The following is a 25,342-nucleotide window of genomic DNA, read 5'->3' as shown; positions in this document are numbered from 1 at the left end:
TGCGGCTCGGGAAAGAAGTTCAAGAAGTGTTGCGGAAAACCGCCCTGATCCCAGCACCGGAAGCGCACGGTGCGATGATGCTGGCTGCGCAAGCTTCATCTACCCGTCGCCAAAACACCGCTTACTTTGTTTCTATGGCGACTTTCACATTTGATGCCGTCTTTTGTTTTTCCTGCTGAGCCTTCTGCTGTTTATGTTGCAATTCCTGAAACGCTACAACTGCATTTTTATATCCTTGGTCGGCTGCTTTTTTATACCATTGCAAAGCAGTATCTTCATCTTTTTGAACTCCCAAACCATCTTCGTACATCTGTCCTAAGTTATATTGGGCGCTTGCGTATCCCTGGTCCGCAGCCTTTTGGAACCACATCAATGCTTGCGGATAATCCCGCGCCGTCCCTTTCCCATGTCTCAGCATTAAACCGAGATCGCCTTGTGCTCTTGCGTATCCCTGGTCTGCGGCTTTCCTAAACCATTTAACCGCCTCAGCATGCTCTTGCCACTCGCTCGGTAATGAGACTCCCTTTTCTTCAAAGTAGCTTTCACCAAGCCGTGTTTGCGCACGCGCATCTCCGTTATCGGCCAGATTACGCCAACAGGAGACGGCGGCCTTGTACTGGCGCGCCTCATATGATGCCTCACAAGAATCATTTGTCTGTGAGCCAGGCCGCGCTTCCGCAGGTTTATTAGGTGCTCCCTGTTGAGGTTGCCCTTCCTCCAATTGCTTCTGCAGGTTTTGGAGAAGCGCCCCAAAGGGATTTTGCTGAGCATGTGCTGACGGCACCATCAGAACGCCCAGCACAACAATGCCAGCAACCAACCATCTCTGGCCCATGGCCACCTCCGGTCGATTCCGTGACGCTCGTCATCTACGATAAGGGAGTAGGATTTGAAGGGCTATGGCAGTTTTCTACAGTAGGGCAGAATTGAAAACCTAATGGAATAATGTGGGAGAAGTCCTAATAGGTAAACAATCTAGGAAAGAAAACCATGGCAAAGCCAAAATGCCCGTATTGCAAAGAAACAGGGTTCGCGATCAGCACCGAACAAGTGGCTGGAGCAAAATTCCCAATTAAGATTTTGCGATGTGCTTCTTGCGACGCCGCTGTTGGGGTACTGGAACACGAGGATCCGAATGTAACAATTCGACAGGAGGTAACGCGGGTTTCAAACCAGCTAATTGCTGTTTTTTCAAACGGGATAACAGCAATTTTGGATCGGCTGTTGGCGGTAAATGATAAGAAATAGATATATCAGCCGAGGGCCATCCTGGCATGCCAAGGGAAAGATATTCTAGTGTAAACTTAGAAAGATCTAGACTTTCAATCTCTTCATCTGATAACATATGAGATTCTTCTTCAATAGAGTTCATTTTTATATCCTTCATTATCTTATAAATTTCCTTCCTTCTCATATTTATCTACCAGATCTGGTCGGCTGAACTGCTTCGGCCGGTCCCAATTGGGCGTCTTGCACTTAGGGCATACCCTAGGCTTCTCGCCCTTATCCCTGGATAGCCATTCATGCCCGCACCGGCACCTACAGCCGGGAAGCATAACCATTCCAATCACTTGCTCAATAGGATCGCCCATCAGAGAACCTCATCCCTCCAAATTATATAAGGACACTATATACTATTGTTCTTGTCAATTCAATCTCTCTGTAGTATATAATATTGGTATACAGAAAGGTGATCAAAATGCACGACTGGCAAGGACAACCGAGAGAGCAACTGGGCATGGCAATTGCCGCCATGTGCAAGCTCACCCAGAAGGGATCGATCTGGCTGGTCCCATCACAATCAGGCAACCGGCGCTATACCGTCTGCCCAGATCCGATGAACCCCCATTGCACATGCCCTGACCATGAAGAGACCGGACTCAGGTGCAAGCATATCTACGCGGTCCAATACGTGATCCAGCGTGAGACCCATGCCGATGGTTCAACGACCATCACAGAGAGGGTCACGGTCACCAAGGCGACCAGAAAGACCTATCCACAGGATTGGGCTGCCTACAACGCTGCCCAGACGAATGAGAAGCACGAATTCCAATCCCTCTTGTTCGATCTGTGCCAGGGCATCGAGGAACCGGAGCAGCAGATGGGACGCCCCAGGCTCTCATTGGCCGACATGGTGTTCGCCACGACATTCAAGGTCTACTCGACCGTATCTGGACGGCGCTTCATGTCCGATCTCCGCGATGCCTATGGGCGCGGATACATGACCAAGGTCCCCCACTTCAATTCGATTTTCAACTATCTAGAGAAGCCCGATCTGACGCCGATCCTCCTCAACCTGATCCAGACCAGCGCATTGCCGTTGAAGGCTCTGGAAACCAACTTCGCCGTGGACTCGACTGGCTTCACCACCAATCGCTTCGTTCCCTGGTTCGATAAGAAGTACCGGAAGTGGGACAAGCGCGAGCATGACTGGGTCAAGGCGCACATGATGTGTGGCGTCAACACCAACATCGTCACGGCAATCGAGATCCATGAGCGTGATGCCCAGGACTCTCCGGTCTTGCCTAGCTTGCTGGATACGACCGCGAAGAATTTCGATGTCCGTGAGGTGATGGCTGACAAAGCGTATGGGAGCGTCAACAACCACAAGGCCATCGCTACCCATGGAGCAACCGCATACATCCCTTTCAAATCCAACCACACCGGCAAGGCTGGTGGATTGTGGGAGAAGGCATTCCATTTTTTCCATTTGAATCGGTCTGAATTCCTTTCCCACTATCACCAGCGCTCGAATGTCGAGAGCACGGTCATGATGATCAAGAGCAAGTTCCGGGATGACGTTCGGAGCAAGACAGAGACAGCGATGGCCAATGAGGTTCTCTGCAAGATCCTCTGCCATAACATCTGCTGCCTCATCCAGACCGTCTACGAATTCGGATTGGATCTGAATTTCGAGACGAGGGCCAAAGCAGCCTAGAATGGGCTGATGGGGGTAGCACTCGCTAACCACCACCTTTATTTCGCCCCCACATTCTCACAATCAATTTCCAAAAAACAAAACCGCTGGACAACAAAATGACCACAATCGAACCGAGTGGGAGCCATGGGGATATAAAAATGTGGCCATCAGAAGCCTGGGCAATCTGGATATATGATGTTGCAAATATTGCGCTCATCATTAGCCTTGCGACTGTTGCCGTTGTTACGGTCCTTGTTGTTTGGATGGGCAACGTAAAGGAAGATTTTTTGAAACGCGATCTCGCCTCGGCACAACTCGACGCGAGCCACGCGGTATTGCAAACGGCCATTTTGAATAAGGAAGCGGAACTGGCGCGGGCAGCTATTGCCCAAGCGGAGTTGCATGCAGCCGAAGCAAACGAAAAAGCCGAATCTGAGCGTCTTGCGCGGCTTAAACTAGAAATCAAACTGGCACCACGATCTCTCGGGCCAGCACGCACAGACCAATTGGCCAGCCAATTAACCGCCTTAGCTGGAATTGGCATCGACCTAGTTGTGTATGAGGGGCTTAGTCCTGATGCAGCACCATTAAGCCACGAAATTGCTAATGCCTTAAAAGCAGCCGGTGCGACTGTGAGAATTCTAACTCCATTTGGCGCCGGAGCAGTTTTTGGTGGAATTTTGGTGCGTTGTGAGACAGATGCATCTCCCAATATCCAAGCAGCCGTATCCACGCTTGTAACAGCTTTCCATACAGTTGGTTTGGATGCAGTGCCATGGGAACCATACCCAATCGGTGAGCAGCCATCTAATTCGTATAATGGACCAGGTGGTGAGAATTCCAAGCTTCGCGTCTTGATCGGAGCAAAGCCGTAAAGATCCCCACTGATGCTTAACCAGCCCATGGCAGGTCGCGTCCTCTGCCAGGCTTCGGGTGATTGGAGTGTTTTTGTGAGCGAGGATCAAACTTCATTGTGTGGTGCCGCATACGTCAGCAGGTGCAAGATATTTGCGTCTCTCTGCCTCGTCCTGGTCCCATTGATCTCTACCGAATGAGAACTGCGGTATATCAAGCAATTTCGTCAATCGCCATGCAGGCACCACATTGGCCATGCCGGTGTTGTATTCGACATACAAGCCTTCGGGATGATGTGTCTCACTGCCCTTGAACATCACTGGCTCGCGCGTTCGTACATGCCCCCAATCCACACCCAGAAGCCATATACGTGATTCCTGGGAGATCTCATTCTTATCGGGTCGCACCGAAAACGGAGGAACAGTTACAAACACGGGTGAGCCGCTGTAACCGCCAATGGACCTCATCTCAACGGAGATATTCTCCTGCCAATGACCAAGCCGCTGATGCTTCACTTTTTCCTTGTGCATGATTGAGATATTGCCGAAACGGATAGATGGGGAATTTTGTGGTGCTCCATCTCGGTTGATGAAGCGTCCGATCATGAATACGTCATCACCAGGACCAATGTTCCACAAATCAATTGTGGTCTGGTCGAGATAGCTGCTCCGTGAAAGCGCTCGATAGGTATGATGCTCATCGATGGCAACTGGTATCACGCACAGATCATCGTCCTGGTCGAATTTCCAATCTGCCTTCTGAGTTTCAACGTAGCTCCGTCCGCCGGCATTGGTGTTGATCCGTATAACCGTATGACCATCTTCGATCAGGTGCCTGTTGGTCACCGCATAGACATGGCTCAGGTTAGCGTCGGTATTTGATGGGATACTTGTAAAGAAGCCGCTTCCACCAAATGCCTCCCCCTTCTTGGCTGCTTCCTTAGACGGATATAGAAAGAACACCAGTTCCAGAAAATCATTCGGTATCCGTGGCATCGGAAACTCCATGATGCGAGCTAGAAAGCCTTTCGCACTGTAGTTTGCCCGCCAACGGAATGGGGTATCAATCACTCCCATGCTAGATGTTACCCAGAGAGGGTTTTTGTGCAGAATTGCGTGCTGCACAGGAAATTGGGTTATTCATGGTCATTATGTGCAAAGCCCCCAAAGGGAGAGGGACAGAAAGGCCGCTTTCGCCACCTCCTCCCCCTCATCCCTGCCCGTCATGGGCGACATCGAAGGTGCGCACGCCTTGGATATCCTTGGGGCGCTGCAGCACTTCGGGATGGCGGAGCGTCCTCACCGTGTCGTAGTAGCCGGCACGCCAATGCTCGGTCATCGCCAGGCGCGAGAAATCGAAATCCTTCGAGTAGCCCTCGTAGTTCTGCGCCCGGTAGATGAGATGCGCGATGTTAGTGACCTTGTTGTCGGCGAACTCTGCGAGGAGGGCCGCCTCCGGGCTCCCCTTGTGCGCGTCGGGCAGATCCTTGAGCAAGCCCGCGAGCGCGCAGCGCACGGCCTGCAGCTTCTTCACGTAGTCGGTGACGGCGCGGGTGCGGCTGGAATAGCGGATCTCCTTCTCGCGGGTGAAAACCTCGGCCAGGTTGCGCGGCACCTCGCCCAGCGCGCTCCACAGATCCACCTGGAAGGCGAGCGTGTCCTGGCGCGGCCCGGAGTCGATCATCCATTGCAACGGCGTGTTCGAGACCAGCCCGCCATCCCAATAGAACTCGCCCTCGATCTCCACCGGGGGAAACCCCGGCGGCAGGGCGCCGCTCGCCATTACATGCTCGGGGCCGATGCGATGGGTGGTGGTGTCGAAATAGACGAAATTGCCGCTGCGGATGTTGACCGCGCCGATGCTGAGCCGCATCGGGCCGGCATTCAGGCGATCGAAATCGACCAGGCGCTCCAACGTCGCCTTGAGCGGCTTGCAATCGTAGAAGCTGGTCGCCTCCAACGTCCCCGAGGGCTGCAGCCAAGGCGGCGGCAGCCGGGGCGCGAAGAAGTCGGAGACACCATCGAACACCGCCAGCGCCGCATGCATCTGGCTCAGCTGCTGGCGGGCGGCATCGCCTTGGAGGAAGACGGAAGCAAGCCCGTTATCGGCGAACCAGAAACGGTCGGTGTTGATCAGATGCCAGAACTGGCGAAGCCGCTCCAGCCGCCGCTCCGGGGCGTTGCCGGCGATGATGGCGGCGTTGATGGCGCCGATCGAGATGCCGGCGACCCAATCGGGCTCCAGCGCCGCCTCGGCCAGGGCCTCGTAGACTCCGCCCTGATAGGCGCCCAAGGCGCCGCCCCCCTGCAGCAGCAAGGCGATGCAATCGAAGGGCGGGCGGGGGATCGGCTGGAGCAGTATGTGCTCGCCGTCCGGATTCGGCGTGCCGTGGATTCCCTCGGGCATAGTCGCTCCCTTGTGTCCCGCCCCTGAAATTCGTCAGCGAATTTCGGGGATAAGCGGGCCACTAATCAATTGAATCTAGTGTGATTCAGATTCCAAAGTTCGTAGGCGAACTTCGGAATCATCACACTAGCCGTTGGTAGGGGTGCGTCCGGTGGGTCGGCCAGCGGGCGCACAGCCATTTGAGCACGCCTGGCCGGGGCGCTTAACTGTCAATTCGCCGCGTGCCGGTCGGCCGAAATTCCGGCTTCAGCAAGCCGTAAAGCACGTGGTCGGCGCGCTCGCCCGCGCAGATATTATGCTGGCGCATGAGGCCTTCGCGCCGAAATCCCAGGCGCTCGACCAAGCGCTCCGAGGCGCCGTTCTCCTCGTGGATGATTGCGATCAGCCGGTAGAGGCCGCCGGCGAAGGCCCGCTCGATCGCGAGGCTGACCATGCGCGAGCCGACACCGCGGCCGCGCAGCTCCGGGGCAACGAGATAGCCGATCTCGGCATGGCCGTGGGTCCAATCGGGGTCGCTCAAGGAGACGGTGCCGATGGGCACGTCCTTGACCACGGCCATCCAGCGGTAGAGGCGTCCGCCGCGGTCGGCGAGGTCGGTTTTGACCGCTTGCAGGCGGGCCACCAGGCGCTCCAGGCTTTGCACCTTGCCGGCCATGAAGCGGAGCGTCGTCGGATCGTTGCGCCAGCTCATCCACGCCTCGGCATGGCGCGGTTCCGGCGCCACCAGGCGGATCTGCCCCGCGCCGCCTACCACGCCCGGCATCGGTGCCTCCGGAAACGAAAAGGCCGCCCGCGATGCGGACGGCCCGAATGCATCTCTCTCAGGCTCCGGCTCAGTAACCTTCGCGCTCCATGCGCTTGCGCAGGAGCTTGCGGTAGCGCCGGACCGACTCCGCGCGCTCGCGTGCCCGCTTCTCCGATGGCTTCTCATAGTTCCGGCGCAGCTTCATCTCGCGGAAGATACCCTCGCGCTGCATTTTCTTCTTAAGGGCGCGCAGCGCCTGGTCGACGTTGTTGTCGCGGACGAGAACTTGCACGGCGGAAGCGACCTCCAATGCTCAAGCGATGGATTTAGGCGGAGAAGGAGGCGGCGGTCTATCATAGGCCCGGGGGCTTGTGAAGGGGCAGTATCGCATTTGTTCGCAATCGCACCTGGCCCCGTGGCCGATGGGCAACGGTCCCGCCCGGCGTCCGGGGGGCCCGCGAACAGCACTTTGACCTGGCCCGGCCTTGGCGCACATAGTGGGGCGCATGGCTATTTTACCGATCGCCCGGATGGGAAGCCCGGTCTTGCGCGCCCGCGCCGCCGACGTGCCGGACCCCACCCACCCGGATATCGCCCGCCTGGTCCAGGACATGACCGAGACCATGTACGCGGTCGGCGGTGCCGGCATTGCCGCCCCGCAGGTGCACGTCTCCCAACGGGTGGTGCTCTACACGGTGCCCGCCAGCCGCTCGACCGGTGCGGAGGAAGATCAGCCCCAGGGCCTGACCGCCATCGTCAATCCGACGATCGAGCCCTTGGGCGAGGAGACGGTGCTGGGTTGGGAGGGCTGCCTGTCGGTTCCGGGCATGCGCGGCGTGGTGCCGCGCTTTGCGAGGGTGCGCTACTCCGGCTGGCTCTTGACCGGCGAGCGCATCGAGCGCCTCGCCTCGGGCTGGCACGCAAGGGTGGTGCAGCACGAATTCGACCATTTGGACGGCATCCTCTATCCCATGCGCATGACCGACATGTCGCTCTTCGGCTTCACCGAGGAGCTAGCCCAGGCGGCGGCGGCGGCGGGCATGGCAGCGCCCAGACCAGGGGTGGACTTTGGGGTCGGGGCCGCGAAGAGCGGACAGACGGGAGGATCCCCCCCTCCCGGACCCTCCCCGGGCCAGATGGCGGCAGAGGATTGAAATGACCGATGCCGCGAGCGAAACGCTCCGCGACCGCCTGATCGAGGCGACGCTGCCCCATGTGCCCTTCGATGGCTGGACCTTGACCGCGCTCAGCCGGGGGGCGGCCGCGCTCGAGATCAGCGCCGCCATCGCCGAAAACGCCTTTCCCGAGGGTGCCGCCGATCTCGTCGGGCATTTCGTCGATCTGGCCGACCGGCGGATGCTGGAGGCGCTGGCCTCCCGCAACCTCGCCCTCCTCAAGGTCCGCGAGCGAATCCAGACCGCGATCCGGCTCCGCCTCGAGGCGGTGGCACCCCATCGCGAGGCGGTGAAGCGGGCGGTCGGGTTTCTGGCATTGCCGCCCTATCTCGGCCTCGCCTTCAAGCTCCTCTATCGCACCGTCGATGCGATCTGGTACGCCGCCGGCGACACCGCGACCGACTACAACTTCTACACCAAGCGTGCGCTTCTGGCCGGCGTCTATGCGGCGACGCTCATGTACTGGCTGGAGGATCGCTCGCCGGGCCAAGCCGATAGCTGGGCGTTTCTCGAGCGGCGCTTGGCCGATGTCATGAAGGTACCGCAGACCTTCGGGCGCATCGGCCGGCTGTTCACCGAGCTGCCGGACGCGCTTCGCCGCGTTCGCCGCGCCGCTGGACGCTCGCGCTGAGCGGGCCGGTGATGCGACCGGTTCGGTCGGAGCCCGCCTTTGACGTATAATCGCGCCGATGCCTGCCGACCCACCCGATCTCCGCAAGCACCCGCCGACAGGCGGACAAAAACCCGGCAGCGGGCGGCGCTATGCGCCGCGCCGGCGTCGTGTCCTGGTGGAGGTGGAGGCAAAGCACGAGGCCGGCAGCTTCCTCGGCCGCCAAGCCAAATTTCTGATGATCTCGGTCCTGTTCTCTGTCGCCATCGCGGCGGCCTGGATGGCATGGGACCGTTACGTGGCCGGCAAAGCCAAATCGGCCGATCCGCTGAATCCCGCGCAAGTTTCCATGGGCGCCAACCTCTACCGGGAGCACTGCGCCTTTTGCCATGGCGTCAACCGGGAGGGACAGGGCCTCGACGCCCAACGCGGCCGCCCGGCGCCGGCCCTCGACCAGAGCGGGCCCAGCGTGCGCGTGACCGACCGCTTGCTCTTCGAGGTCATCAAATATGGCGGCCAGCCCTTCGCCGCCCCTGGGGCCAAGAGCCAGATGCCTGGCTACGAATTCACGCTGACCAATGGGCAGATCTGGGCGGTGCTGGCCTTTTTAAAGAACCGCTGGCCCGAGGATGCGAGAGCCGCGCAGGCGGCGATCAACGCCAAGGCTGAAAGCGACTAGGGCAATATCCACCGGGATCGAACCGGACGGTCCGATCCCGGTGGATGAAATTGCCCTATCTTTCAAAGAGCAGAGCAGCATCTGGCCAGATGAAATCGCAAAGCGATTCCATCTGGCCAGATGCTGCTCTAGACTTCAGACCGGCGGCAGGGCGGCGACGGCTTCTTCCACTTCGTAGAAGGTCGGCCGCACCACCTCAGAGAGCACCTTGCGCGCGAACTCGACGCTGACCGCCGGCGCGTAGCCCTGCATATGCGCGATCAAGCCCGCCTTCATGCAATGGAAGTAGCGCGAGTCGGCGTCGGTCGTGTTTTTCATCGCGCCGGAGAGCGGGCCGAGGAAGCCGTAGGAGATGAGCACGCCCAAGAAGGTGCCGACCAGCGCGCTGCCGATGAGGTGGCCCAGCACCTCCGGCGGCTCGGTGATCGAACCCATGGTGATGACGACGCCCATGACGGCGGCGACGATGCCGAGCGCCGGGGCCGCGTCGGCCACCGTCTGCACTGCGGACGAGGGCAGCAGCGCGTCGGAATGGTGCGCGTCGATCTCGGAGTCGATCAGCGTCTCCATCTCATTGGGATTGTCGGTGCCCAAGGTCATCATGCGAAGATAATCGCAAAGGAACTCGACGGCATGGTGCTGGGCGGCGAAATTCGGGAATTGCTGAAAGAGCGAGCTCTCCTCCGGGCGCTCGACATGGCTCTCGATCGCGAGCATGCCCTTGGTCTTGGCGAGCTTGAAGATGGCGTACATCAGGCTCAACAGCTCGATGTAGTCCTCTTTCTTGTATTTGCTGCCCTTGAAGGCGGCGCTGACGGAGGCGACGGTCGCCTTGATGATCGACACGTTGTTCGCGACGATGAAGGTGCCGATCGCCGAGCCGCCGATGATCAGGAGCTCGAAGGGCTGAGCCAGCGCGGCCATATGGCCACCCTCGCCCAGGTAGCCGGCCAAGATGCTGATGATCACGATCACCCAACCGACAATGACCAGCATGTTTCCCCCTCCGGGCGCCGCGCAGCTTCGGCGACGTCGTAAGCTCAGCGCCTAGGTCGCTAATTTTGCCTGAATTTTGCTATTTCGGCAAATCTGCCGTGGCGTCCGGGCAGCGCCAGAACCCTCAAGGCTGCCGCTTCAGCCGGGTAACGTGGCCCATCTTGCGGCCCGGCCTCACTTCGGCCTTGCCGTAGAGGTGGAGCCGCGCGGTGGGATCGGCGACGAGACGCGGCCAGGCATCGACGTCGTGGCCGATGAGGTTGGTCATCAGGGCGGGCGTGTAAGGCTCGACCGGGCCGAGCGGCAAGCCGGCGGCGACGCGCACCAGCTGCTCGAATTGGCTGGTGGGGCAGGCATCGATGGTCCAATGCCCGGAGTTGTGCGGTCTGGGCGCCATCTCGTTCATGAGCACGCGTCCGTCTGGGGTCATGAACATCTCGACCGCGAGGAGGCCGACCACATCCAAGCCCTGGGCGAGCGCCACCGCGATGCGCTCGGCCTCCTTTGCCGCTGCCGCCGGAATGGCGGCAGGCGCGATCGTGGTCGCCAGGATGTGATGGCAGTGCCGGTTCTCGACCGCGGGATAGGCCCTGACGGCGCCGTCCTGGCCGCGGGCGACGATGACCGAGAGCTCGAGGGCGAAGTCGACGAATCCCTCCAGGATGGCGGGCGCCTCGCCGATGGCGCGCCAAGCCCGTGCCGCATCCTCCCGTCGCTCGAGCCGTGCCTGGCCCTTGCCGTCATAGCCGAAGCGCCTGGTCTTCAAGATCGCCGGAGGCGCGATCATCGCCACCGCCTTCTCCAGATCGCCCTGGCTGTCGACGCCGGCGAACGGTGCCGTCTCGATGCCGAGGCGGCGGGCGAAGGTCTTCTCCTCCAGCCGGTCTTGGGTCACCCGCAGCACCTGGGCCGAGGGGTGCACCGGCACGATGCGCTGGATGAGCTCGAGGGCGGCTGGCGGCAGATTCTCGAATTCGAGCGTCACCACATCGACGGCACGTGCGAATGCCTCCAGCGCGTCCTCGTCATCATAGGCGGCGACGGTCGAGCGGTGGGCGACCTGCGCTGCGGGACCGTCCGGCTCCGGAGAGAAGACGTGCAGCTTGTAGCCGAGTCTGGCGGCCGCGAGTGCGGTCATCCGTCCGAGCTGGCCGCCGCCCAGCATGCCGATGGTGGAGCCGGGCGGGAGCGGGCTAGAGCCTGGCGGCTTCTTCAAGCGTCGTCCCGGGGAGCCTCGGCCACCTCTTCGGTGCGTTGCCGGCGCCACGCCTCGACCGCAGCGGCGATGCGCTCATCGCCGAGCCCGATGATCGAAGCGGCGAGGAGGGCCGCGTTGATGGCGCCGGCCTTGCCGATCGCCAGCGTGCCCACCGGCACGCCCGCCGGCATCTGCACGATCGACAACAGGCTGTCCATGCCCTTCAGCGCCTGGCTTTCCACCGGAACGCCGAGGACCGGCAGCGTGGTGAGCGCCGCCACCATCCCCGGCAGATGCGCGGCACCGCCGGCGCCGGCGACGATCACCTTGAGGCCGCGCGCTCTCGCCCCTTCGGCATAGGCATAAAGCCGCTTCGGCGTGCGATGCGCCGAGACGATCCGCCGCTCATGGGCGACGCCGAGCTGGCTCAACAGCTCGGCCGCATGCTTGAGGGTCGCCCAATCCGACTGGCTGCCCATCAGGATTCCGACGATCGGGGCCTCGGCCATGGCTTGCCTTACAAGATCTCGTGGATGATCCCGAGCAGCCGGGTCAGATTCTGCGCATCGAGCCGCTGCTCGGGTGCCCGCCGGGTAAAGGCCTTGAACAGCGAGACCGCGTGGTAGATGCCGTTCAAATGGTTGCCGAGCCGCCAGAAATGCTTGCGCGAGCTGCCCATGAAGTCGACGAAGTTCTTCGCCGTCTCCCGCTTCTTGAACAGGAGGTCGAAGCTGTTGTTGAACTCGTTCAAGGTCGAGATGGTCTCGCTTAAGGCGACCCGGAGCTTGGCCTTGATTGCGTCGCGGTCGCGGTCGATCTCCTGGCCCATCGTGCGGTCGGCGGCACCGCGCGGCGTGGTCGTGTTCAGCCAATGGGAGAAGGCGCGGACATTAGCGGTGTTCTTGGTGAACTCGTAGTTGAAGAAGCTGATGCCCTTCCAGGAATAGAACAGCTCCGGCGCCTGGTCAGGCGGCAGGTTGAAGGCGGCCAGCATCGGCGCCAGCGCCTGCAGGTCGCGGCCATCCCAGATCTTGTCGACGAGCAGGTCGACCTTGTCCGCGGTGGCCCGGCCGTCGGTGGCGAACTGGCACATGAGGAAGAACTTTTCGCGGATATGGCCGCGGATGTTGTTCCACTCCTCTTCGCTCAAGTTGAAGTAGCGGTGGCTGGTGGTGATCCGCTCGAGGGTGAGCTTGTCGCGCAACAGGAACGGGTCGAGGGAGGGCATCTGCTCCAGGACCTTGATCTTGCGGAAATCGTCCTTGAAGACCGGGTCCAGCTTGCGGTTCATGCCGGTGAAGTATTCGAGCGCCGACTCGATGCCTTCTTCATCGGTGAACTTCGATTCCCCACCCTCGTAGGGGTTCTCCAGATTGTACGGGATGAACACCTTGGTGCGGATCGGCAAGGGCGCATTGAATGGATCGCCGCCGACCGCCATGTTCGGCTCCTTGATGAGGACGATGTTGTTCAGTCGGCGGTTTTTGAAGAACAGCTCGTCGGCCGGGGTGTCCTTGTTCTCGGTCAGAATCTGCTGGGTGATGGCGAGGCAGTTGAAGACGCGGGACGCCCCGGAATCGAGTTTGTAGCGTAGGTTGCGGTCGGTCATTGCGACGATGGCCATCCGGTCCGGGTCTGGGCCGCCGCCTCGACGGAGGCGACAACCTTCCCGGCCGGCCCCCCCTTGGCGCCGGCTTGGGGCCGCACTGTAGCATCCAAACGTGCAAGCGAGCTTGGCGAAATGCCGCGGCTGCGACTCACGCGATGATATCGGGCAGGAGCTGGCTTTCCAGCTTGGCGATCTGGTCCTTGATCTGCAGCTTCCGCTTCTTCAGCCGCTGCAATTGCAGCTGATCGAACGGCAATTTGGCGCCGATCCGCTCGATGACGTCGTCCAGATCGCGATGCTCGGTCTTGAGCGCTTCGAGCTTGCGGCGCAACGGCTCCAGGTCATCCATGGGGTGCGCCCGACGATAGTGTTCTTGGCGCCCCGGCGCTTGCGCCTTGCCCTCGGGCGCGCGCAGGGGCATCACTCTCCTAGCTCAATCGAGGCGGATGCGCAATTTGAGCCTACCGAAGCCGACAGCACGGCCTCCCGCAAGGCTAAGGAGCGGAAATTTCTGGCGTTTTTCGTTGAGGCTGTATCGCCGCGACGGTGTCGCCGCCGCCTGCCTCGAGCTCCAGGATCGCCGTCATCTCGATGTGAACCTGCTGCTCTATTGCTGCTGGCTGGGAAGCAGGGGCGTGGCTCTCGATCGCCGCCGAATAGCGCTGACCGATCGCCGCATCCGACGCTGGCGCACGCGCCTCATAGCACCCTTGCGCCGGCTGAGGCGCGATCTCAAGGACGACCCGCTCGGCATGGCGCCGGCGGCGGTCGTGAGCCTCAGGCGACAACTCGCCAAGGCGGAGCTCGCCGCCGAGAAGATGGCGCAGGTGACCTTGGCCGAGCATGCGCCGCAAGGCGGTCGCATCCGACCGGACGCAGCGATGACCCAGGCCCGTCACAACCTCCTGGTCTATCTCGCCCATGCCGGAGTCTTGCCCAAGCGGCGCGAGCACCACGCGCTGGCGGCACTCCTGGCGGGAATGGCCAAGGCGGCGCGAGGTCGCTAGCGCGACCGGGTTCGCCGCGTCCTGGTGCTGAGCGGCCGGCCGCCATCGCCCTCGGCTTCGCCCCACCGCCGGACGGTGCCGGCATCCAAGCCGAAAAGGTCGAGGATTCGCCCGAGCGTGTGATCGACCATCTCTTCCAGTGTATGCGGCGCGCCATAGAAGGCCGGCACCGGCGGGGCCACCACCGCCCCCATCTCGCTCACCGCCAGCATGTTGCGAATGTGGCCCAGATGGAGCGGCGTTTCGCGCAGCATGAGCACGAGCCGCCGCCGCTCCTTCAAGACGACATCGGCGGCCCGGCTGATGAGGCTCTGGGTGACGCCCGAGGCGATCTCGCCCAATGTCTTGACCGAACAGGGTGCGACCACCATGCCCAGGGTCGGATAGGAGCCGGACGCGATCGCAGCCCCGATGTCCTTGTTGGGATGAACGACGGCGGCGAGCGATTCGACATGAGCCAGCTTGTAACCTGTCTCCGCCGCCAAGGTCAGCCGCGCCGCATCGGAGATGACGAGGTGGGTCTCGACCGGCTGATCTTGGAGAATCTGCAAGAGCCGCACGCCATAGATCGCTCCCGATGCGCCGCTGATCGCCACGATCAGCCGCTGCGGACGCCGGCGGGAGTCAATCTTTTCTTTCATCCCCGATGTTTACGACGACGGCTTGTAAGCGTCCATCGCCATCCCGAAATCGAGATTGGCAAGCCCGTCGTCGCGGGAGTAGCCTTTCCTCCAGGAGAGCCTAGGCGGAGCGCAAAACAGAGGAGATGGAGGCACAATGATGGCCGACATGCAGCGCATTGAGGAACTCAAGGCCAAGCATGCGAATCTGGAGCATATGATCCAGGAAGAGAATACCAGGCCGGCGCCCGACGACGGCCGCATCGCCGATCTAAAGCGCCAAAAGCTGCGCATCAAAGACGAGATCGCCAAACTCACCCATCACTGATTCCTGAAATTCGCGAACGGAGAACCGGCACCAGGGTTCGGCCGACCGCGACGACGACGCTGACGGCCCGCCGCGATGGCGGTCGGACCGCCACCAGCCGATCGAGGCGCCCGGCCCGCGAGGCCCCTGGGGTAGCACATCCCCCGCATCCAAACCGGTCGTGACGGGCGTTCGCCCCCGCGTCCATCCGAGCGCGGCCGCGATCGGGGTGCGTCGTCGTCGCTTGCGTTGGACGACTGCGCCGCCGACACGCTGCGGTCCGGGTCACGCCGCCGTTCGCGCCCGCCCGTTGCTGTTGGCGGCATCGGCGGCAACCTCGTCCATCAGCCATTGCCGGAAGGCCTGGATCTTCGGCTGCTCGCCGCGCGCCTCCGGACAGACGAGGTAATAGGCTTTGCCGGCGCTGGTCATGATGGAGAAGGGTTGAATCAACCGCCCCTCGGACAGCTCCTCGGCGAAGAACTCAGGCGGCGCCAAGGCGGCACCCAGCCCCTGGATCGCTGCCTGTCCCGCCATCACCGTCGAATCGAATTCCGGCCCGCGCTGGATCGGCGCATAGGTCTCGCCGGCGGCCGCAAACCAGGCTCTCCAGTTCACCTCTTCGTCATGCTCGCGCAACAGCGGCAGCCGGAAGAGGTCGGCCGGTCGGGTGAGCCTGACGCCAGGCGGCAGCAGCGCTGGATTGAGCAAGGGCGTATAGAGCGGCGCGAACAGCTTGTCGCAGCGCAAGCCCGGCCACGCGCCCCAGCCATGGCGAATCGCCACGTCCACATCCTCGCGCTGGAAGTCGACGAGCCGCGCGGTGGTCGAGAGCCGGACATCGATGTCGGGATGCGCCTGCTGCCAGCGGGCCAGCCGAGGTACCAGCCAGCGCAGCGCCAACGTCGCCATCAGGCTGACGGTGAGCGAACCGGAGCTGCCCGAGGCGCGGAGCCGGGCGACCGCGGCACTCAAGGTCTCGAAGCCATCGCGAATGCCGGGGAGCAACGTCTGCCCCGCATCGGTCAGCATCAGCCGCCGGGTCATGCGCCGAAACAGCTTCTGGCCCAAGAGCTCTTCCAGGAACTTGATCTGATGGCTGATGGCCGCCTGGGTCACCCCCAGCTCCTCGGCCGCTTTGGTGAAGCTCAAATGCCGGCCCGCGGCCTCGAAGGCCTTGAGCGCATTCAGGGGCGGCAGTCTTTGGTTCATCGCTATGGATTATTCCATATAATGCATATCATGCGAAATGGTCGTTTGTGGCTCGAGAAAAATAGCACCATTCTCAGTCTCAAGGAAGCGGATTGCCGCAGCCTGCATATGAGAGAAATTGAGGAGAATGGCCATGACCCGGATCGACTCGACCTCCCTTCACAGCGCCGCCGCCGCCCATCGCCAGACCGGCATCGGCAATCTGCTCGTGACCCTCTGGGACAAGGCGCTGCAATGGCAGGAGCGGGCCCGCAGCCGCTATGCGCTGAGCCGGATGGACGAGGCGGCGCTCAAGGATATCGGCCTCAGCCGCTCCTTGGCCGAGAGCGAGATCAACAAGCCGTTCTGGCGCGGCTGAGCCGCGATGGGCGAAGCCGCCACGGTTCGTGAGGGCGGATGCCTGTGCGGCGCGGTGCGCTTCCAGGCATCCGGCCCGCCCCACAAGGTCAACTACTGCCATTGCCGGATGTGCCAGAAGGCGAGTGGAGCGCCGGTCGTGACCTGGGCCACCTATGCCCGCGGCCAGGTGACCTTCACCTTGGGCTGTCCCACCATCTATCAATCCTCGGCCCAGGCGCAGCGGGGTTTCTGCTCGGTCTGCGGCACGCCGCTCCTGTGGCATGGCGTGGGGGATCCCAATTGGATCGACCTCACCGTCGGCGCCTTCGATGAGCCCGATGCGCTGCCGCCGGAGGAGCACATCTGGACCCAGAGCCGGATCCGCTGGCTGGCGGTGGCCGATTCCTTACCACAGCATTCCAAGCGCGGACCGCGGTCGACGGGCTACGCTTGACGGCCGCTCAAGGGAAGTGGGGAGACATGCTGACGCTCTATGACAACATGCCGTCGGGCAATGGCTACAAGGCGCGCCTGGTCTTGGCGCAGCTCGCCATTCCCTATCGACGCGTCGAGCTCGACATCTTCAAGCGCGAGACGAGGACGCCGGAATTCCTGAAGAAGAACCCGAACGGGCGCATCCCGACCCTGGCACTCGATGACGGGACCCACCTCCCCGAATCGAACGCGATCATCTTCTACCTGGCCGACGGCACGCCCTTGCTGCCGGCAGACCGGCTCCTCCGCGCCCAGGTGCTGCAATGGATGTTCTTCGAGCAGTACAGCCACGAGCCGAACATCGCCACGGTCCGCTTCTGGCTGCATCTGCCGAAGCTGAGCGAGGCGCAGCAGGCGCAGCTTCCGGCCAAGCGCGAGCAGGGTTATGCCGCCCTCGATGTGATGGAGGATCATCTCGCCCGCAACGCGTACTTCGTGGGCGGGCGCTATTCCATCGCCGATGTGGCGCTCTACGCCTATACCCATGTGGCGGAGGAAGGCGGCTTCGATCTCGGTCGCTTCGCGGCGATCAAGAGTTGGTTCAAACGCGTCGAAGGACAGCCGGGACACATTCCGATCACGCAGGGCTGATGCAATGACGGGGCCGTTGTTGAAGCGCGTTCGCACCGACGCGCTGGAGATCGCCTTCGAGGAAAGCGGCCCCGGCGATGGTGCGCCCGTTATCCTGCTCCACGGCTTTCCCGATGATCCCCGAACCTGGGACGGCATCGCAACCCCGCTTGCCGCCGCGGGCTACCGCGTCTTCGTTCCCTATCTCAGAGGCTACGGGCCGACGCGTTTTCTCCATGCGCGCACGCCGCGCTCGGGTCAGCAGGCCGCCCTCGGCGATGATCTCCGCGCCTTCATGGATGGGCTCCGGCTCGAGCGCGCCACTCTGGTCGGCTACGATTGGGGCGGCCGCGCCGCTTGCATTGTCGCGGCCTTGTGGCCCGAGCGCGTCCGCGCCTTGGTCTCGATCACCGGCTACAACATCCAGAACATCGCCCTCTCCGGCGCTCCCGCCGATCCACGTGAAGAGCATCGGCTCTGGTACTACTGGTACTTCCAAACCGAACGCGGTCATGCCGGTCTCGAGGCCAACCGACGCCAGCTCTGCCGTCTGCTATTTGAGCTCTGGTCGCCGAATCTCAGCCTCGACGATGCGGGCTACGAGCGGACGGCGGCGTCCTTCGATAACCCGGACTTCGTCGAGGTGGTGATCCACTCCTACCGGCACCGCGTCGGCAACGCGCCGGGCGATCCGGCGCTGGAGGCGATCGAACGCTCGCTTGCCGCCCAGCCTCCAATCACGGTGCCGACGATCGTGCTGCATGGTGCGGCCGATGGCGTGACGCCGCCGGAAGGATCCGAAGCGGACGCGCGCCATTTCTCCGGCCCCTATCAGCGGCGCGTGGTGCCCGCGGCCGGGCATTTCTTTCCACGCGAGGCGCCGGAGGCGGTCGTCGAGGCGGTGCTTGAGCTGACGGGGACAGCCTCAAATCCGGCCACATAGGGGTATTCGCCTGCCTGTCCCGCTGTCCCAGTCCCGGGCACGCTGGACTGCACCCTTGGCGTGAGACACGGCATTAGGGACAGGTTGCGACGGCCGCCATGCTTGACAAGCCGCGGGCCGCCCCGGATCGTGCGCCCCAGGCAAGGACGGGACGGAGCGACGGCCGATGCAGGAGCGCACGCGCGGCGACCATGTCATCGCCGGCCGCGAGACGGTGGCCGAAGGTGCGGATTTGCGCGTCACCATCCTGACCCTGGCGGCCGGGCAGTGCATCCCCTGGTACTACCACACTGAGATCACCGACAGCTTCTTCTGCATGGCGGGACCGCTGGTGGTCGAGACCCGGGCGCCGCGCGCCACCCACGTATTGCAGCCCGGCCAGACCTGCACCGTCGCGCCGATGATCGCCCACTATGTGCACGGTCAGGACGGCGGTCCCGCCAAGTTCATGATCGTGCAGGGCGTCGGGGTCTACGACTTCATGCCGGTCGGGGGCTGAGCCGGCGAGCTCGTCGTCGCGCCCTACGCCCTGAACGCCATCTTGCGGCCGCGGCGGTTGTAGGCGAGCTGCACCTGAAGCGGGCGCTCTTCGAGCCCGGCCAAGAGCGGGCCGTCATCCGAGCTGGTCACTTGGATCAAGCGCTCCTCGAATTCATCCTGGGCCTCCGGCCTGCCGTCGCCATGGATGTGGCAGACGGCGAAGCCGAGCGGCGCCAGGTGCCGGCAAACCAGGATCGAGCGATGGCAGTCCATGGGCTCGCGCTCAGCGCACATGAGGGCCAGGCGATGCTTGACGGCGAGCTCCGCCAGCTCGTCCAAGCCGGAGCGGAAGGCCGGCGTGGCGGCGACCCGGCCATAGTCGATGGCGCCGCCGGCATAGCAGATCGAATCCTTGGGCCGGCCGCCGAGGCGGTCGCCCAGGTAGTGATAATCGTGGCCGGCCTCCTTCAGCGCTTTGGCAAGTGCGTCGCGGGCGAACCAGGGATAGCGGCGCGAGCTCGGCACCGAGCGCACGTCGACGATCATCTCGATCGCGTGCCGGTTCACCAGGTCCAGAAACGCTTCCCAGGAATGATTCGAATGGCCGATGGTGAAGACTGGCGGTTTGTCGCTGGTGCTCATCGATCGCTCGTGCCGATCGCCTTCGCCTTCTCGCGCAGCACGAATTTCTGGATCTTGCCGGTGGAGGTCTTCGGCAAGAGGCCGAACACCACGGTCTTCGGCACTTTGAACCGGGCCATGTGCTGGCGGCAGAATTGGATGATCTCCTCGGAATCGGCCTTCGCCCCGTCTTTGAGGGTGACGAAGGCGCAAGGGCTCTCGCCCCACCTCGCATCCGGCCGCGCCACCACGGCGGCTTCCAAGACCGCGGGGTGCCGGTAGAGCACGCCTTCGACCTCGATGGTCGAGATGTTCTCGCCGCCGGAGATGATGATGTCCTTCGAGCGGTCCTTGAGCTCGATATAGCCGTCCTCGTGCATCACGCCGAGATCGCCGGTGTGGAACCAGCCGTCGCGGAAGGCGTCCTCGCTGGCGCGCGCATTCTTGAGGTAGCCCTTCATGACGATGTTGCCGCGCATGAACACCTCGCCCATGGTCAAGCCGTCGGCCGGCACCGGCGCCAAGGTCTTGGGATCGGCGACCATGAGCCCGTCGAGCACGGGATAGCGGACACCTTGGCGGGCCTTGAGGCGCGCCTGCTCTTCGGCCGGCTCGGCATTCCATGCGTCATGCCAGGCGCAAACCACCGCGGGCCCGTAGACCTCGGTCAGCCCGTAGACATGGGTGATGGCGAAGCCGAGCTTTTCCATGCCCTGGATCACGGCGGCCGGCGGCGCCGAGGCGGCGGTCATCATCTCGACCTTGTGGTCGAACGGGCGGCGCTCGTTGGGCTTGGCGTTGAGGAGCATGTTCATGACGATGGGAGCACCGCAGAGATGGCTCACCCTCTCATCCGCGAGAGCGGCGAAGATGGCGCCGGCCTCGACCCGGCGCAAGCACACGCTGGTGCCGGCGAGGGCCGCCAAAGTCCAGGGGAAGCACCAGCCATTGCAGTGGAACATCGGCAGCGTCCACAGATATGTCGGATGCGGCTGCAGGTGCCAGACGAGGATATTGCCGAGCGCGTTCAGATAGGCGCCGCGATGGTGATAGACCACACCCTTGGGATTGCCGGTGGTGCCCGAGGTGTAGTTGAGCGCGATCGCATCCCACTCATCGCCGGGCGGCGTCCATGCGTCATTCGGGTCGCCCTCCTCGAGGAGGGCCTCGTATGTCACCTCGCCCAGCCGCGCGCTCGGCCCCAGCGCATCCTCGATGTCGACGACCACGGGCGGCTTTGCCAGGCGCTTCAGGGCGGCACCGATCACGCCCGCGAACTCGCCATCGGTGATGAGGAGCTTGGTCTCGCCGTGCTCCAGGATGAAGGCGAGAGCCTCGGCATCGAGGCGGATGTTGAGCGCGTTCAGGACGGCACCCGCCATCGGCACGCCGAAATGCGCCTCATAGAGTGCCGGCACATTGGGCGCCATCACGGCCACCGTATCGCCCTTGCCGATGCCGCGCCGCTTCAAGGCCGAGGCGAGGCGCCGGCAGCGCGAAGCGGTCTCGGCCCAGCTCCGCCGGACCGACCCATGCACGAGAGCGGTGCGGGTGGGATAGACCGCGGCCGCCCGCGCGAGGAAGGAGAGCGGCGAGAGCGGCACGAAGTTGGCCGCGTTGCGGTCGAGATCGGTCCCGAAGGGATTGGCCATCGCCGCTTTATCTCGCTTTCGGCCGGCTCGGGGCAAGAGTGAGCTTTGCATTTGCCGCGCCGAAAATATTGGCATGGCTAAAGTATGGCTATGCAACCAGCGCGGACACGCCTGCCGCCACCGCCATTCTGGCGAACCGTATATTTTGAACGACGGATGCGAGCGGTCGACCGAGCCGACATTGACGCAGATATGATCGCCAAATGCATCACGCAGCCGGTCCATCGACAAAAACAGGAGGATGGACGCGTCCGACTGTGGGCTTGGATCGACTCCGGGCGGCGTTGGCTTCGCGTGATCTTGGAAGCCGATGGGGAAACGGTGCATAATGCGTTCTGGGATCGAAGGTTTCGCCCATGAAGCCGCCTGCCATCTACTACGAGCCATCGACGGACACGCTGCACATCGAGTTGCGGCCGTGGCCCGGCGAAGATGCCGGTCCCCCGGAGCGCACCGGCGGCGAGGATGCGGGCGAGGATTTGGTCGTTCACTACGCGCGCGATGGCCGACCCTGGGCCTGGGAGATTGAGCGCGCCTCGCGGCATCCCGAGCACATCGCGGCGGCGCTCAAATTGATCCAGAGCGGCAAGGCACAGGCAGCCGAGTAGTCCGGCGCGAGAATTGCGGCTGCAGGGCGGCCCTTTCGTCATTTGGAGCCAAGACTACGGACAGTCGGGTCGAGCGGTGAGCCCGACCAAGGCTGGTGGACGTGGCAGCGTGGCGCTAAGATCGCCCATGGGCGAGCCAAGTCTCCAGCCTATCCAGTCGATGATCGAGCAGGTCCTGGCAGAGACGCGTCTTCTCCGGGGAGAGGTGCACGATCTCAGGGATCGGGTCGGCGCTCTCGAACATAGCGTTGCCGGCCTACGTACCGAGATAGCGAGCATCCATGCGACACTCGCAACGATGCAAACCCGGATCGGTCGCCAAAACGATCGCTTGGACCGTATCGAGCGCCGCCTCGGAATCGTCGAGCCCGCGGGATCATCCATCTAGGTCCGCGATTCAATCGCCAACAGGTGTGTGCGGGCAGCATGGCCAACCGGCACGAAGAAGCCCACCGTCGCTCGCTTGCCGACCCCGAGGGCTTCTGGGGCGAGGCAGTGGGTGCGATCGATTGGGCGGCGATGCCCCGCCAGATCCTGGATCGGAGCCGCCCGCCCTTCTACCGCTGGTACCGCGGCGGGCGCCTCAACATCTGCCACAATGCGCTTGACCGGCATGTGGCCGCCGGCCGCGGCGATGACACAGCACTCATCTACGATAGCCCGGTCACCGGGGCCAAGGCGCGCTTCAGCTATCGCGAGCTGACCCAGCGCGTGGCGCGGCTCGCCGGCGCCCTCGCCGGCTTGGGCGTGGTCAAAGGCGACCGCGTGCTCATCTATATGCCGATGGTGCCCGAGGCGGTGATCGCCATGCTGGCGGCCGCAAGGCTCGGAGCCGTGCACTCCGTGGTGTTCGGCGGCTTCGCCGGACCCGAGCTCGCCACCCGCATCGACGACGCCAAGCCCAAGGTGATCCTGTTCGCCTCGGCCGGCATCGAGCCCGGTCGCATCGTTCCCTACATGCCGATGATCGACCACGCGCTGGCGATCGCCAAGTGGCAGCCCGAGCGCTGTCTCCTGCTGCAGCGCGGCGAGCACCGGACCGATCCGGTCGCCGGCCGCGATCTCGATTGGCGCGAGCTCGAAGCCAAGGCCGTGCCGCATGCTTGCGTCGAGGTCGAGGCGACGGACCCGCTTTACATCCTCTACACCTCCGGGACCACCGGCATCCCCAAAGGTGTCGTCAGGGACACCGGCGGCTACGCGGTGGCGCTCGCCTGGACCATGGCGAATATCTATGCGATCCAGCCGGGCGAGGTGTTTTGGACGGCCTCGGATGTCGGCTGGGTCGTCGGCCACTCCTACATCGTCTACGGGCCGCTCTTGCGCGGCGCCACCACCATCCTCTACGAGGGGAAGCCGGTGGGCACGCCTGATGCCGGCGTCTTCTGGCGGGTGATCGCCGAGCACAAGGCGGTGACCATGTTCACCGCACCCACGGCCTTTCGTGCGATCAAGCGCGAGGATCCCGACGGCCAGCTCATTCGCCGCTACGATCTCGGTCGCTTCCGGGCGCTGTTTCTGGCGGGGGAGCGCTGCGATCCGAACACGCTCGCCTGGGCCGAAGAGCATCTCAAGGTGCCGGTGGTCGATCACTGGTGGCAGACCGAGACCGGCTGGCCGATCGCCGCCAACTGCTTGGGGCTCGAGCGCCTCACGGTGAAGCCGGGCTCGGCCAGCCGCTCCGTGCCGGGCTGGGACGTGCGCACGCTCGACGGCGAGGGCCATGAGGCGAAGCCGGGGGAGATCGGTGCCTTGGCGATCAAGCTGCCGCTGCCGCCGGGCAGCCTGCCGACGCTCTGGCAGAACGACGACGGCTATCGCAAGTCCTACCTCGCCGAATTTCCCGGCTACTACCAGACCGGCGATGCCGGCTATATCGACGCGGACGGCTACGTCTATGTGATGACCCGCACCGACGACATCATCAACGTCGCCGGGCATCGCTTGTCGACCGGCGGCATGGAAGAGGTGCTGTCGAACCATCCCGACGTCGCCGAATGCGCCGTCATCGGCGTCGCCGACGAGATCAAGGGACAGGTTCCCTTGGGTCTCTTGGTGCTCAAGGCCGGTGCCGGGCGCGAGCCGGAGAAGGTCGCCCGCGAGGTCGTGCAGATGGTGCGCGAGCATATCGGCCCGGTCGCCTCATTCAAGACCGCGGTGGTGGTCAAACGCCTGCCCAAGACCCGCTCGGGCAAGACTCTGCGCGGCACCATGCAGAAGATCGCCGATGGGACGGCGTACCGCGTTCCCGCCACCATCGACGATCCGGCAATCCTGGACGAGATCAGCCAGAGCTTGGCCAGCGTCGGCTATGCCAAGCCCAGAGCGGCGGACTGAGGGCGGACGTCGGAAGACTGCAATGGACGTCGACGCGATCCAGACGGCGGGCCTCGACCGCGCCACGGTCCTGGCGCTCTCCAAGCGCGGCAATGCCCAGGCGCTGCTGCGGCTCGTCTCGCATCTGGCGTGTCTATTCGCCGCCTCCGGTTTGGTGTGGCTCGCGCTGGGCAGCGTCCTGGTCGTGCCGGCGATCGTTCTCGAGGGAATCCTGCTGGTCTTTCTCTTCTGCCCGCTGCACGAGACCATCCACCGCACAGCCTTCGCCAGCCATTGGCTCAATGACGGTGTCGCATTCCTCGCCGGCGCGCTCTTGCTGCTGCCGCCGGAGTATTTCCGGCAATTCCATTTCGCCCATCATCGTTTCACTCAGGATCAAACCAGCGATCCCGAGCTCACGACGCCGAAGCCGGCGACGCTCTGGGCCTATCTGTGGCACGTGACCGGGCTTCCCTATTGGTGGAGCGGCCTTAGAACGACGCTGAAGCACGCCGTCACCGGCCGCGTCGAGGAGGCCTTCGTTGCGCCGGCGAAAGCCCGCAGGGTCATTCGCGAGGCGCGCCTCCTCTGGGCCTGCTATCTGGCGCTGGCTGCGGTCTCGATCCTCATCGGCAGCGAGGCCGTCTTGCTCATCTGGATCCTGCCGGCGCTGGCGGGCCAGCCTTTCCTCAGGCTTTATCTCTTGGCCGAGCACATGGGCTGTCCGGAAACTGCCGACATGTTGGCCAATTCGCGCACAACATCCACCAACGCCCTCCTGCGCTGGCTCGCCTGGAACATGCCCTACCATGGCGAGCATCACGCCTATCCCTCGGTGCCGTTTCACGCGCTGCCGGCGCTGAACGGACTCATCGGCGATCATGTGCAGACGCGCGCCTCGGGATACATTGCCGTCCACCGCGCGCTGCTCGGCGGTTTGCGCGCGTGATCGAACCAGTCTGACGATCTTTGCTTGCGG

31 protein-coding genes are annotated in these 25,342 nt (G+C 63.1%); 16 read left to right on the top strand and 15 right to left on the bottom strand.

Annotation, left to right across the window (positions count from 1 at the left end):
• On the top strand, positions 1-48 hold a 48-nt coding region (locus HY058_11050; protein ID MBI3497829.1), incomplete at its 5' end, for an SEC-C domain-containing protein.
• Between the two features lie 73 nt (positions 49-121).
• Here the strand turns inward: HY058_11050 and HY058_11045 are convergent.
• Both HY058_11045 and HY058_11040 read right to left on the bottom strand, forming a co-directional pair.
• On the bottom strand, positions 122-835 hold the full coding sequence (locus HY058_11045; GenBank protein MBI3497828.1) for a sel1 repeat family protein: 714 nt from the start codon (positions 833-835) through the stop codon (positions 122-124).
• 237 nt (positions 836-1,072) lie between these two features.
• Positions 1,073-1,372 (bottom strand): hypothetical protein, encoded by a 300-nt coding sequence (locus HY058_11040; protein ID MBI3497827.1) that lies wholly within the window; start codon positions 1,370-1,372, stop codon positions 1,073-1,075.
• 327 nt (positions 1,373-1,699) lie between these two features.
• Here HY058_11040 and HY058_11035 point away from each other — a divergent pair, with 327 nt between their 5' ends.
• Together HY058_11035 and HY058_11030 are read left to right on the top strand one after the other, a co-directional pair.
• Positions 1,700-2,938 (top strand): transposase, encoded by a 1,239-nt coding sequence (locus HY058_11035; GenBank protein ID MBI3497826.1) that lies wholly within the window; start codon positions 1,700-1,702, stop codon positions 2,936-2,938.
• 98 nt (positions 2,939-3,036) lie between these two features.
• Complete coding sequence (locus HY058_11030) at positions 3,037-3,795, top strand: hypothetical protein (GenBank protein MBI3497825.1); 759 nt, start codon at positions 3,037-3,039, stop codon at positions 3,793-3,795.
• A gap of 93 nt (positions 3,796-3,888) precedes the next feature.
• Here the strand turns inward: HY058_11030 and HY058_11025 are convergent, their stop codons facing one another.
• From HY058_11025 to HY058_11010, 4 genes are all read right to left on the bottom strand, one after another.
• A complete protein-coding gene (locus HY058_11025; GenBank protein ID MBI3497824.1) occupies positions 3,889-4,851 on the bottom strand; it encodes a trypsin-like peptidase domain-containing protein in 963 nt (320 codons plus the stop codon).
• A 133-nt stretch (positions 4,852-4,984) separates the two neighbouring features.
• The gene (locus HY058_11020) at positions 4,985-6,181 is read right to left on the bottom strand and encodes a DUF3734 domain-containing protein (protein MBI3497823.1); all 1,197 of its coding nucleotides are present in this window, start codon (positions 6,179-6,181) and stop codon (positions 4,985-4,987) included.
• A 202-nt stretch (positions 6,182-6,383) separates the two neighbouring features.
• Positions 6,384-6,944 (bottom strand): GNAT family N-acetyltransferase, encoded by a 561-nt coding sequence (locus HY058_11015; GenBank protein ID MBI3497822.1) that lies wholly within the window; start codon positions 6,942-6,944, stop codon positions 6,384-6,386.
• A 70-nt stretch (positions 6,945-7,014) separates the two neighbouring features.
• Positions 7,015-7,218, bottom strand: coding sequence for a 30S ribosomal protein S21 (locus HY058_11010; protein MBI3497821.1), 204 nt, complete (start codon positions 7,216-7,218; stop codon positions 7,015-7,017).
• A gap of 214 nt (positions 7,219-7,432) precedes the next feature.
• On the opposite strand from HY058_11010, the gene HY058_11005 reads away from it, so the two are divergent.
• From HY058_11005 to HY058_10995, 3 genes are read left to right on the top strand one after another with little or no spacing between them, the layout of a single operon-like run.
• Positions 7,433-8,080, top strand: coding sequence for a peptide deformylase (locus tag HY058_11005; GenBank protein ID MBI3497820.1), 648 nt, complete (start codon positions 7,433-7,435; stop codon positions 8,078-8,080).
• A gap of 1 nt (position 8,081) precedes the next feature.
• Positions 8,082-8,732 carry a COQ9 family protein gene (locus tag HY058_11000; protein ID MBI3497819.1) on the top strand — a complete coding sequence of 217 codons (651 nt, stop codon included), beginning with the start codon at positions 8,082-8,084 and terminating at the stop codon, positions 8,730-8,732.
• Positions 8,733-8,790: 58 nt separating this feature from the next.
• A complete protein-coding gene (locus HY058_10995; GenBank protein ID MBI3497818.1) occupies positions 8,791-9,390 on the top strand; it encodes a c-type cytochrome in 600 nt (199 codons plus the stop codon).
• A 135-nt stretch (positions 9,391-9,525) separates the two neighbouring features.
• Here the strand turns inward: HY058_10995 and motA are convergent, their stop codons facing one another.
• The 5 genes from motA to HY058_10970 all read right to left on the bottom strand — a co-directional run bounded on the left by motA (position 9,526) and on the right by HY058_10970 (position 13,542).
• Positions 9,526-10,386: a flagellar motor stator protein MotA gene (gene motA / locus HY058_10990; protein ID MBI3497817.1), complete on the bottom strand. Its 861-nt coding sequence runs from the start codon at positions 10,384-10,386 to the stop codon at positions 9,526-9,528.
• 124 nt (positions 10,387-10,510) lie between these two features.
• Positions 10,511-11,551, bottom strand: a complete 1,041-nt coding sequence (locus tag HY058_10985; protein ID MBI3497816.1) for a 5-(carboxyamino)imidazole ribonucleotide synthase — start codon at positions 11,549-11,551, stop codon at positions 10,511-10,513.
• 47 nt (positions 11,552-11,598) lie between these two features.
• Positions 11,599-12,093, bottom strand: coding sequence for a 5-(carboxyamino)imidazole ribonucleotide mutase (gene purE / locus HY058_10980; protein MBI3497815.1), 495 nt, complete (start codon positions 12,091-12,093; stop codon positions 11,599-11,601).
• A gap of 8 nt (positions 12,094-12,101) precedes the next feature.
• A complete protein-coding gene (locus HY058_10975; protein MBI3497814.1) occupies positions 12,102-13,208 on the bottom strand; it encodes a hypothetical protein in 1,107 nt (368 codons plus the stop codon).
• 133 nt (positions 13,209-13,341) lie between these two features.
• Entirely contained in the window at positions 13,342-13,542 is a 201-nt protein-coding gene (locus HY058_10970; GenBank protein ID MBI3497813.1) for a DUF465 domain-containing protein, read from the bottom strand.
• Positions 13,543-13,717: 175 nt separating this feature from the next.
• On the opposite strand from HY058_10970, the gene HY058_10965 reads away from it, so the two are divergent.
• On the top strand, positions 13,718-14,200 hold the full coding sequence (locus tag HY058_10965; protein ID MBI3497812.1) for a TIGR02444 family protein: 483 nt from the start codon (positions 13,718-13,720) through the stop codon (positions 14,198-14,200).
• On the opposite strand, the gene HY058_10960 is transcribed toward HY058_10965, so the two are convergent.
• Complete coding sequence (locus HY058_10960) at positions 14,197-14,841, bottom strand: UbiX family flavin prenyltransferase (GenBank protein MBI3497811.1); 645 nt, start codon at positions 14,839-14,841, stop codon at positions 14,197-14,199. The two genes, HY058_10965 and HY058_10960, sit on opposite strands and share 4 nt — an antisense overlap.
• A gap of 139 nt (positions 14,842-14,980) precedes the next feature.
• Between HY058_10960 and HY058_10955 the strand changes: the two genes are divergently transcribed.
• Complete coding sequence (locus tag HY058_10955; protein MBI3497810.1) at positions 14,981-15,148, top strand: DUF465 domain-containing protein; 168 nt, start codon at positions 14,981-14,983, stop codon at positions 15,146-15,148.
• A 264-nt stretch (positions 15,149-15,412) separates the two neighbouring features.
• Here the strand turns inward: HY058_10955 and HY058_10950 are convergent, their stop codons facing one another.
• Positions 15,413-16,339 (bottom strand): transcriptional regulator GcvA, encoded by a 927-nt coding sequence (locus HY058_10950; protein ID MBI3497809.1) that lies wholly within the window; start codon positions 16,337-16,339, stop codon positions 15,413-15,415.
• Positions 16,340-16,466: 127 nt separating this feature from the next.
• On the opposite strand from HY058_10950, the gene HY058_10945 reads away from it, so the two are divergent.
• The 5 genes from HY058_10945 (at position 16,467) to HY058_10925 (ending at position 19,185) form a co-directional block, all read left to right on the top strand.
• The gene (locus tag HY058_10945) at positions 16,467-16,697 is read left to right on the top strand and encodes a DUF1127 domain-containing protein (protein ID MBI3497808.1); all 231 of its coding nucleotides are present in this window, start codon (positions 16,467-16,469) and stop codon (positions 16,695-16,697) included.
• Positions 16,698-16,703: 6 nt separating this feature from the next.
• Entirely contained in the window at positions 16,704-17,132 is a 429-nt protein-coding gene (locus HY058_10940) for a GFA family protein (protein MBI3497807.1), read from the top strand.
• A 26-nt stretch (positions 17,133-17,158) separates the two neighbouring features.
• Positions 17,159-17,764 (top strand): glutathione S-transferase family protein, encoded by a 606-nt coding sequence (locus tag HY058_10935; protein MBI3497806.1) that lies wholly within the window; start codon positions 17,159-17,161, stop codon positions 17,762-17,764.
• Positions 17,765-17,768: 4 nt separating this feature from the next.
• The gene (locus HY058_10930) at positions 17,769-18,686 is read left to right on the top strand and encodes an alpha/beta hydrolase (GenBank protein ID MBI3497805.1); all 918 of its coding nucleotides are present in this window, start codon (positions 17,769-17,771) and stop codon (positions 18,684-18,686) included.
• A 166-nt stretch (positions 18,687-18,852) separates the two neighbouring features.
• Positions 18,853-19,185, top strand: a complete 333-nt coding sequence (locus tag HY058_10925; GenBank protein ID MBI3497804.1) for a cupin domain-containing protein — start codon at positions 18,853-18,855, stop codon at positions 19,183-19,185.
• A 23-nt stretch (positions 19,186-19,208) separates the two neighbouring features.
• Here HY058_10925 and HY058_10920 read toward each other — a convergent pair whose 3' ends face one another.
• Both HY058_10920 and HY058_10915 read right to left on the bottom strand, forming a co-directional pair.
• Positions 19,209-19,808 carry a DUF488 domain-containing protein gene (locus HY058_10920; GenBank protein MBI3497803.1) on the bottom strand — a complete coding sequence of 200 codons (600 nt, stop codon included), beginning with the start codon at positions 19,806-19,808 and terminating at the stop codon, positions 19,209-19,211.
• Positions 19,805-21,439: an acyl-CoA synthetase gene (locus HY058_10915; protein ID MBI3497802.1), complete on the bottom strand. Its 1,635-nt coding sequence runs from the start codon at positions 21,437-21,439 to the stop codon at positions 19,805-19,807. The genes HY058_10920 and HY058_10915 overlap by 4 nt, the downstream gene beginning before the upstream one ends.
• A gap of 356 nt (positions 21,440-21,795) precedes the next feature.
• Between HY058_10915 and HY058_10910 the strand changes: the two genes are divergently transcribed.
• From HY058_10910 to HY058_10900, 3 genes are all read left to right on the top strand, one after another.
• Positions 21,796-22,047 (top strand): hypothetical protein, encoded by a 252-nt coding sequence (locus HY058_10910; protein MBI3497801.1) that lies wholly within the window; start codon positions 21,796-21,798, stop codon positions 22,045-22,047.
• Positions 22,048-22,473: 426 nt separating this feature from the next.
• Positions 22,474-24,384: a propionyl-CoA synthetase gene (locus HY058_10905; GenBank protein ID MBI3497800.1), complete on the top strand. Its 1,911-nt coding sequence runs from the start codon at positions 22,474-22,476 to the stop codon at positions 24,382-24,384.
• Between the two features lie 22 nt (positions 24,385-24,406).
• Complete coding sequence (locus HY058_10900) at positions 24,407-25,312, top strand: fatty acid desaturase (protein MBI3497799.1); 906 nt, start codon at positions 24,407-24,409, stop codon at positions 25,310-25,312.
• Positions 25,313-25,342: the final 30 nt, after the last annotated feature.

It is taken from the genome of Pseudomonadota bacterium, assembly GCA_016195085.1.
In the GTDB taxonomy this organism is placed as follows: domain Bacteria; phylum Pseudomonadota; class Alphaproteobacteria; order SHVZ01; family SHVZ01; genus JACQAG01.
This window is presented reverse-complemented; position numbering and strand designations above follow the sequence as displayed.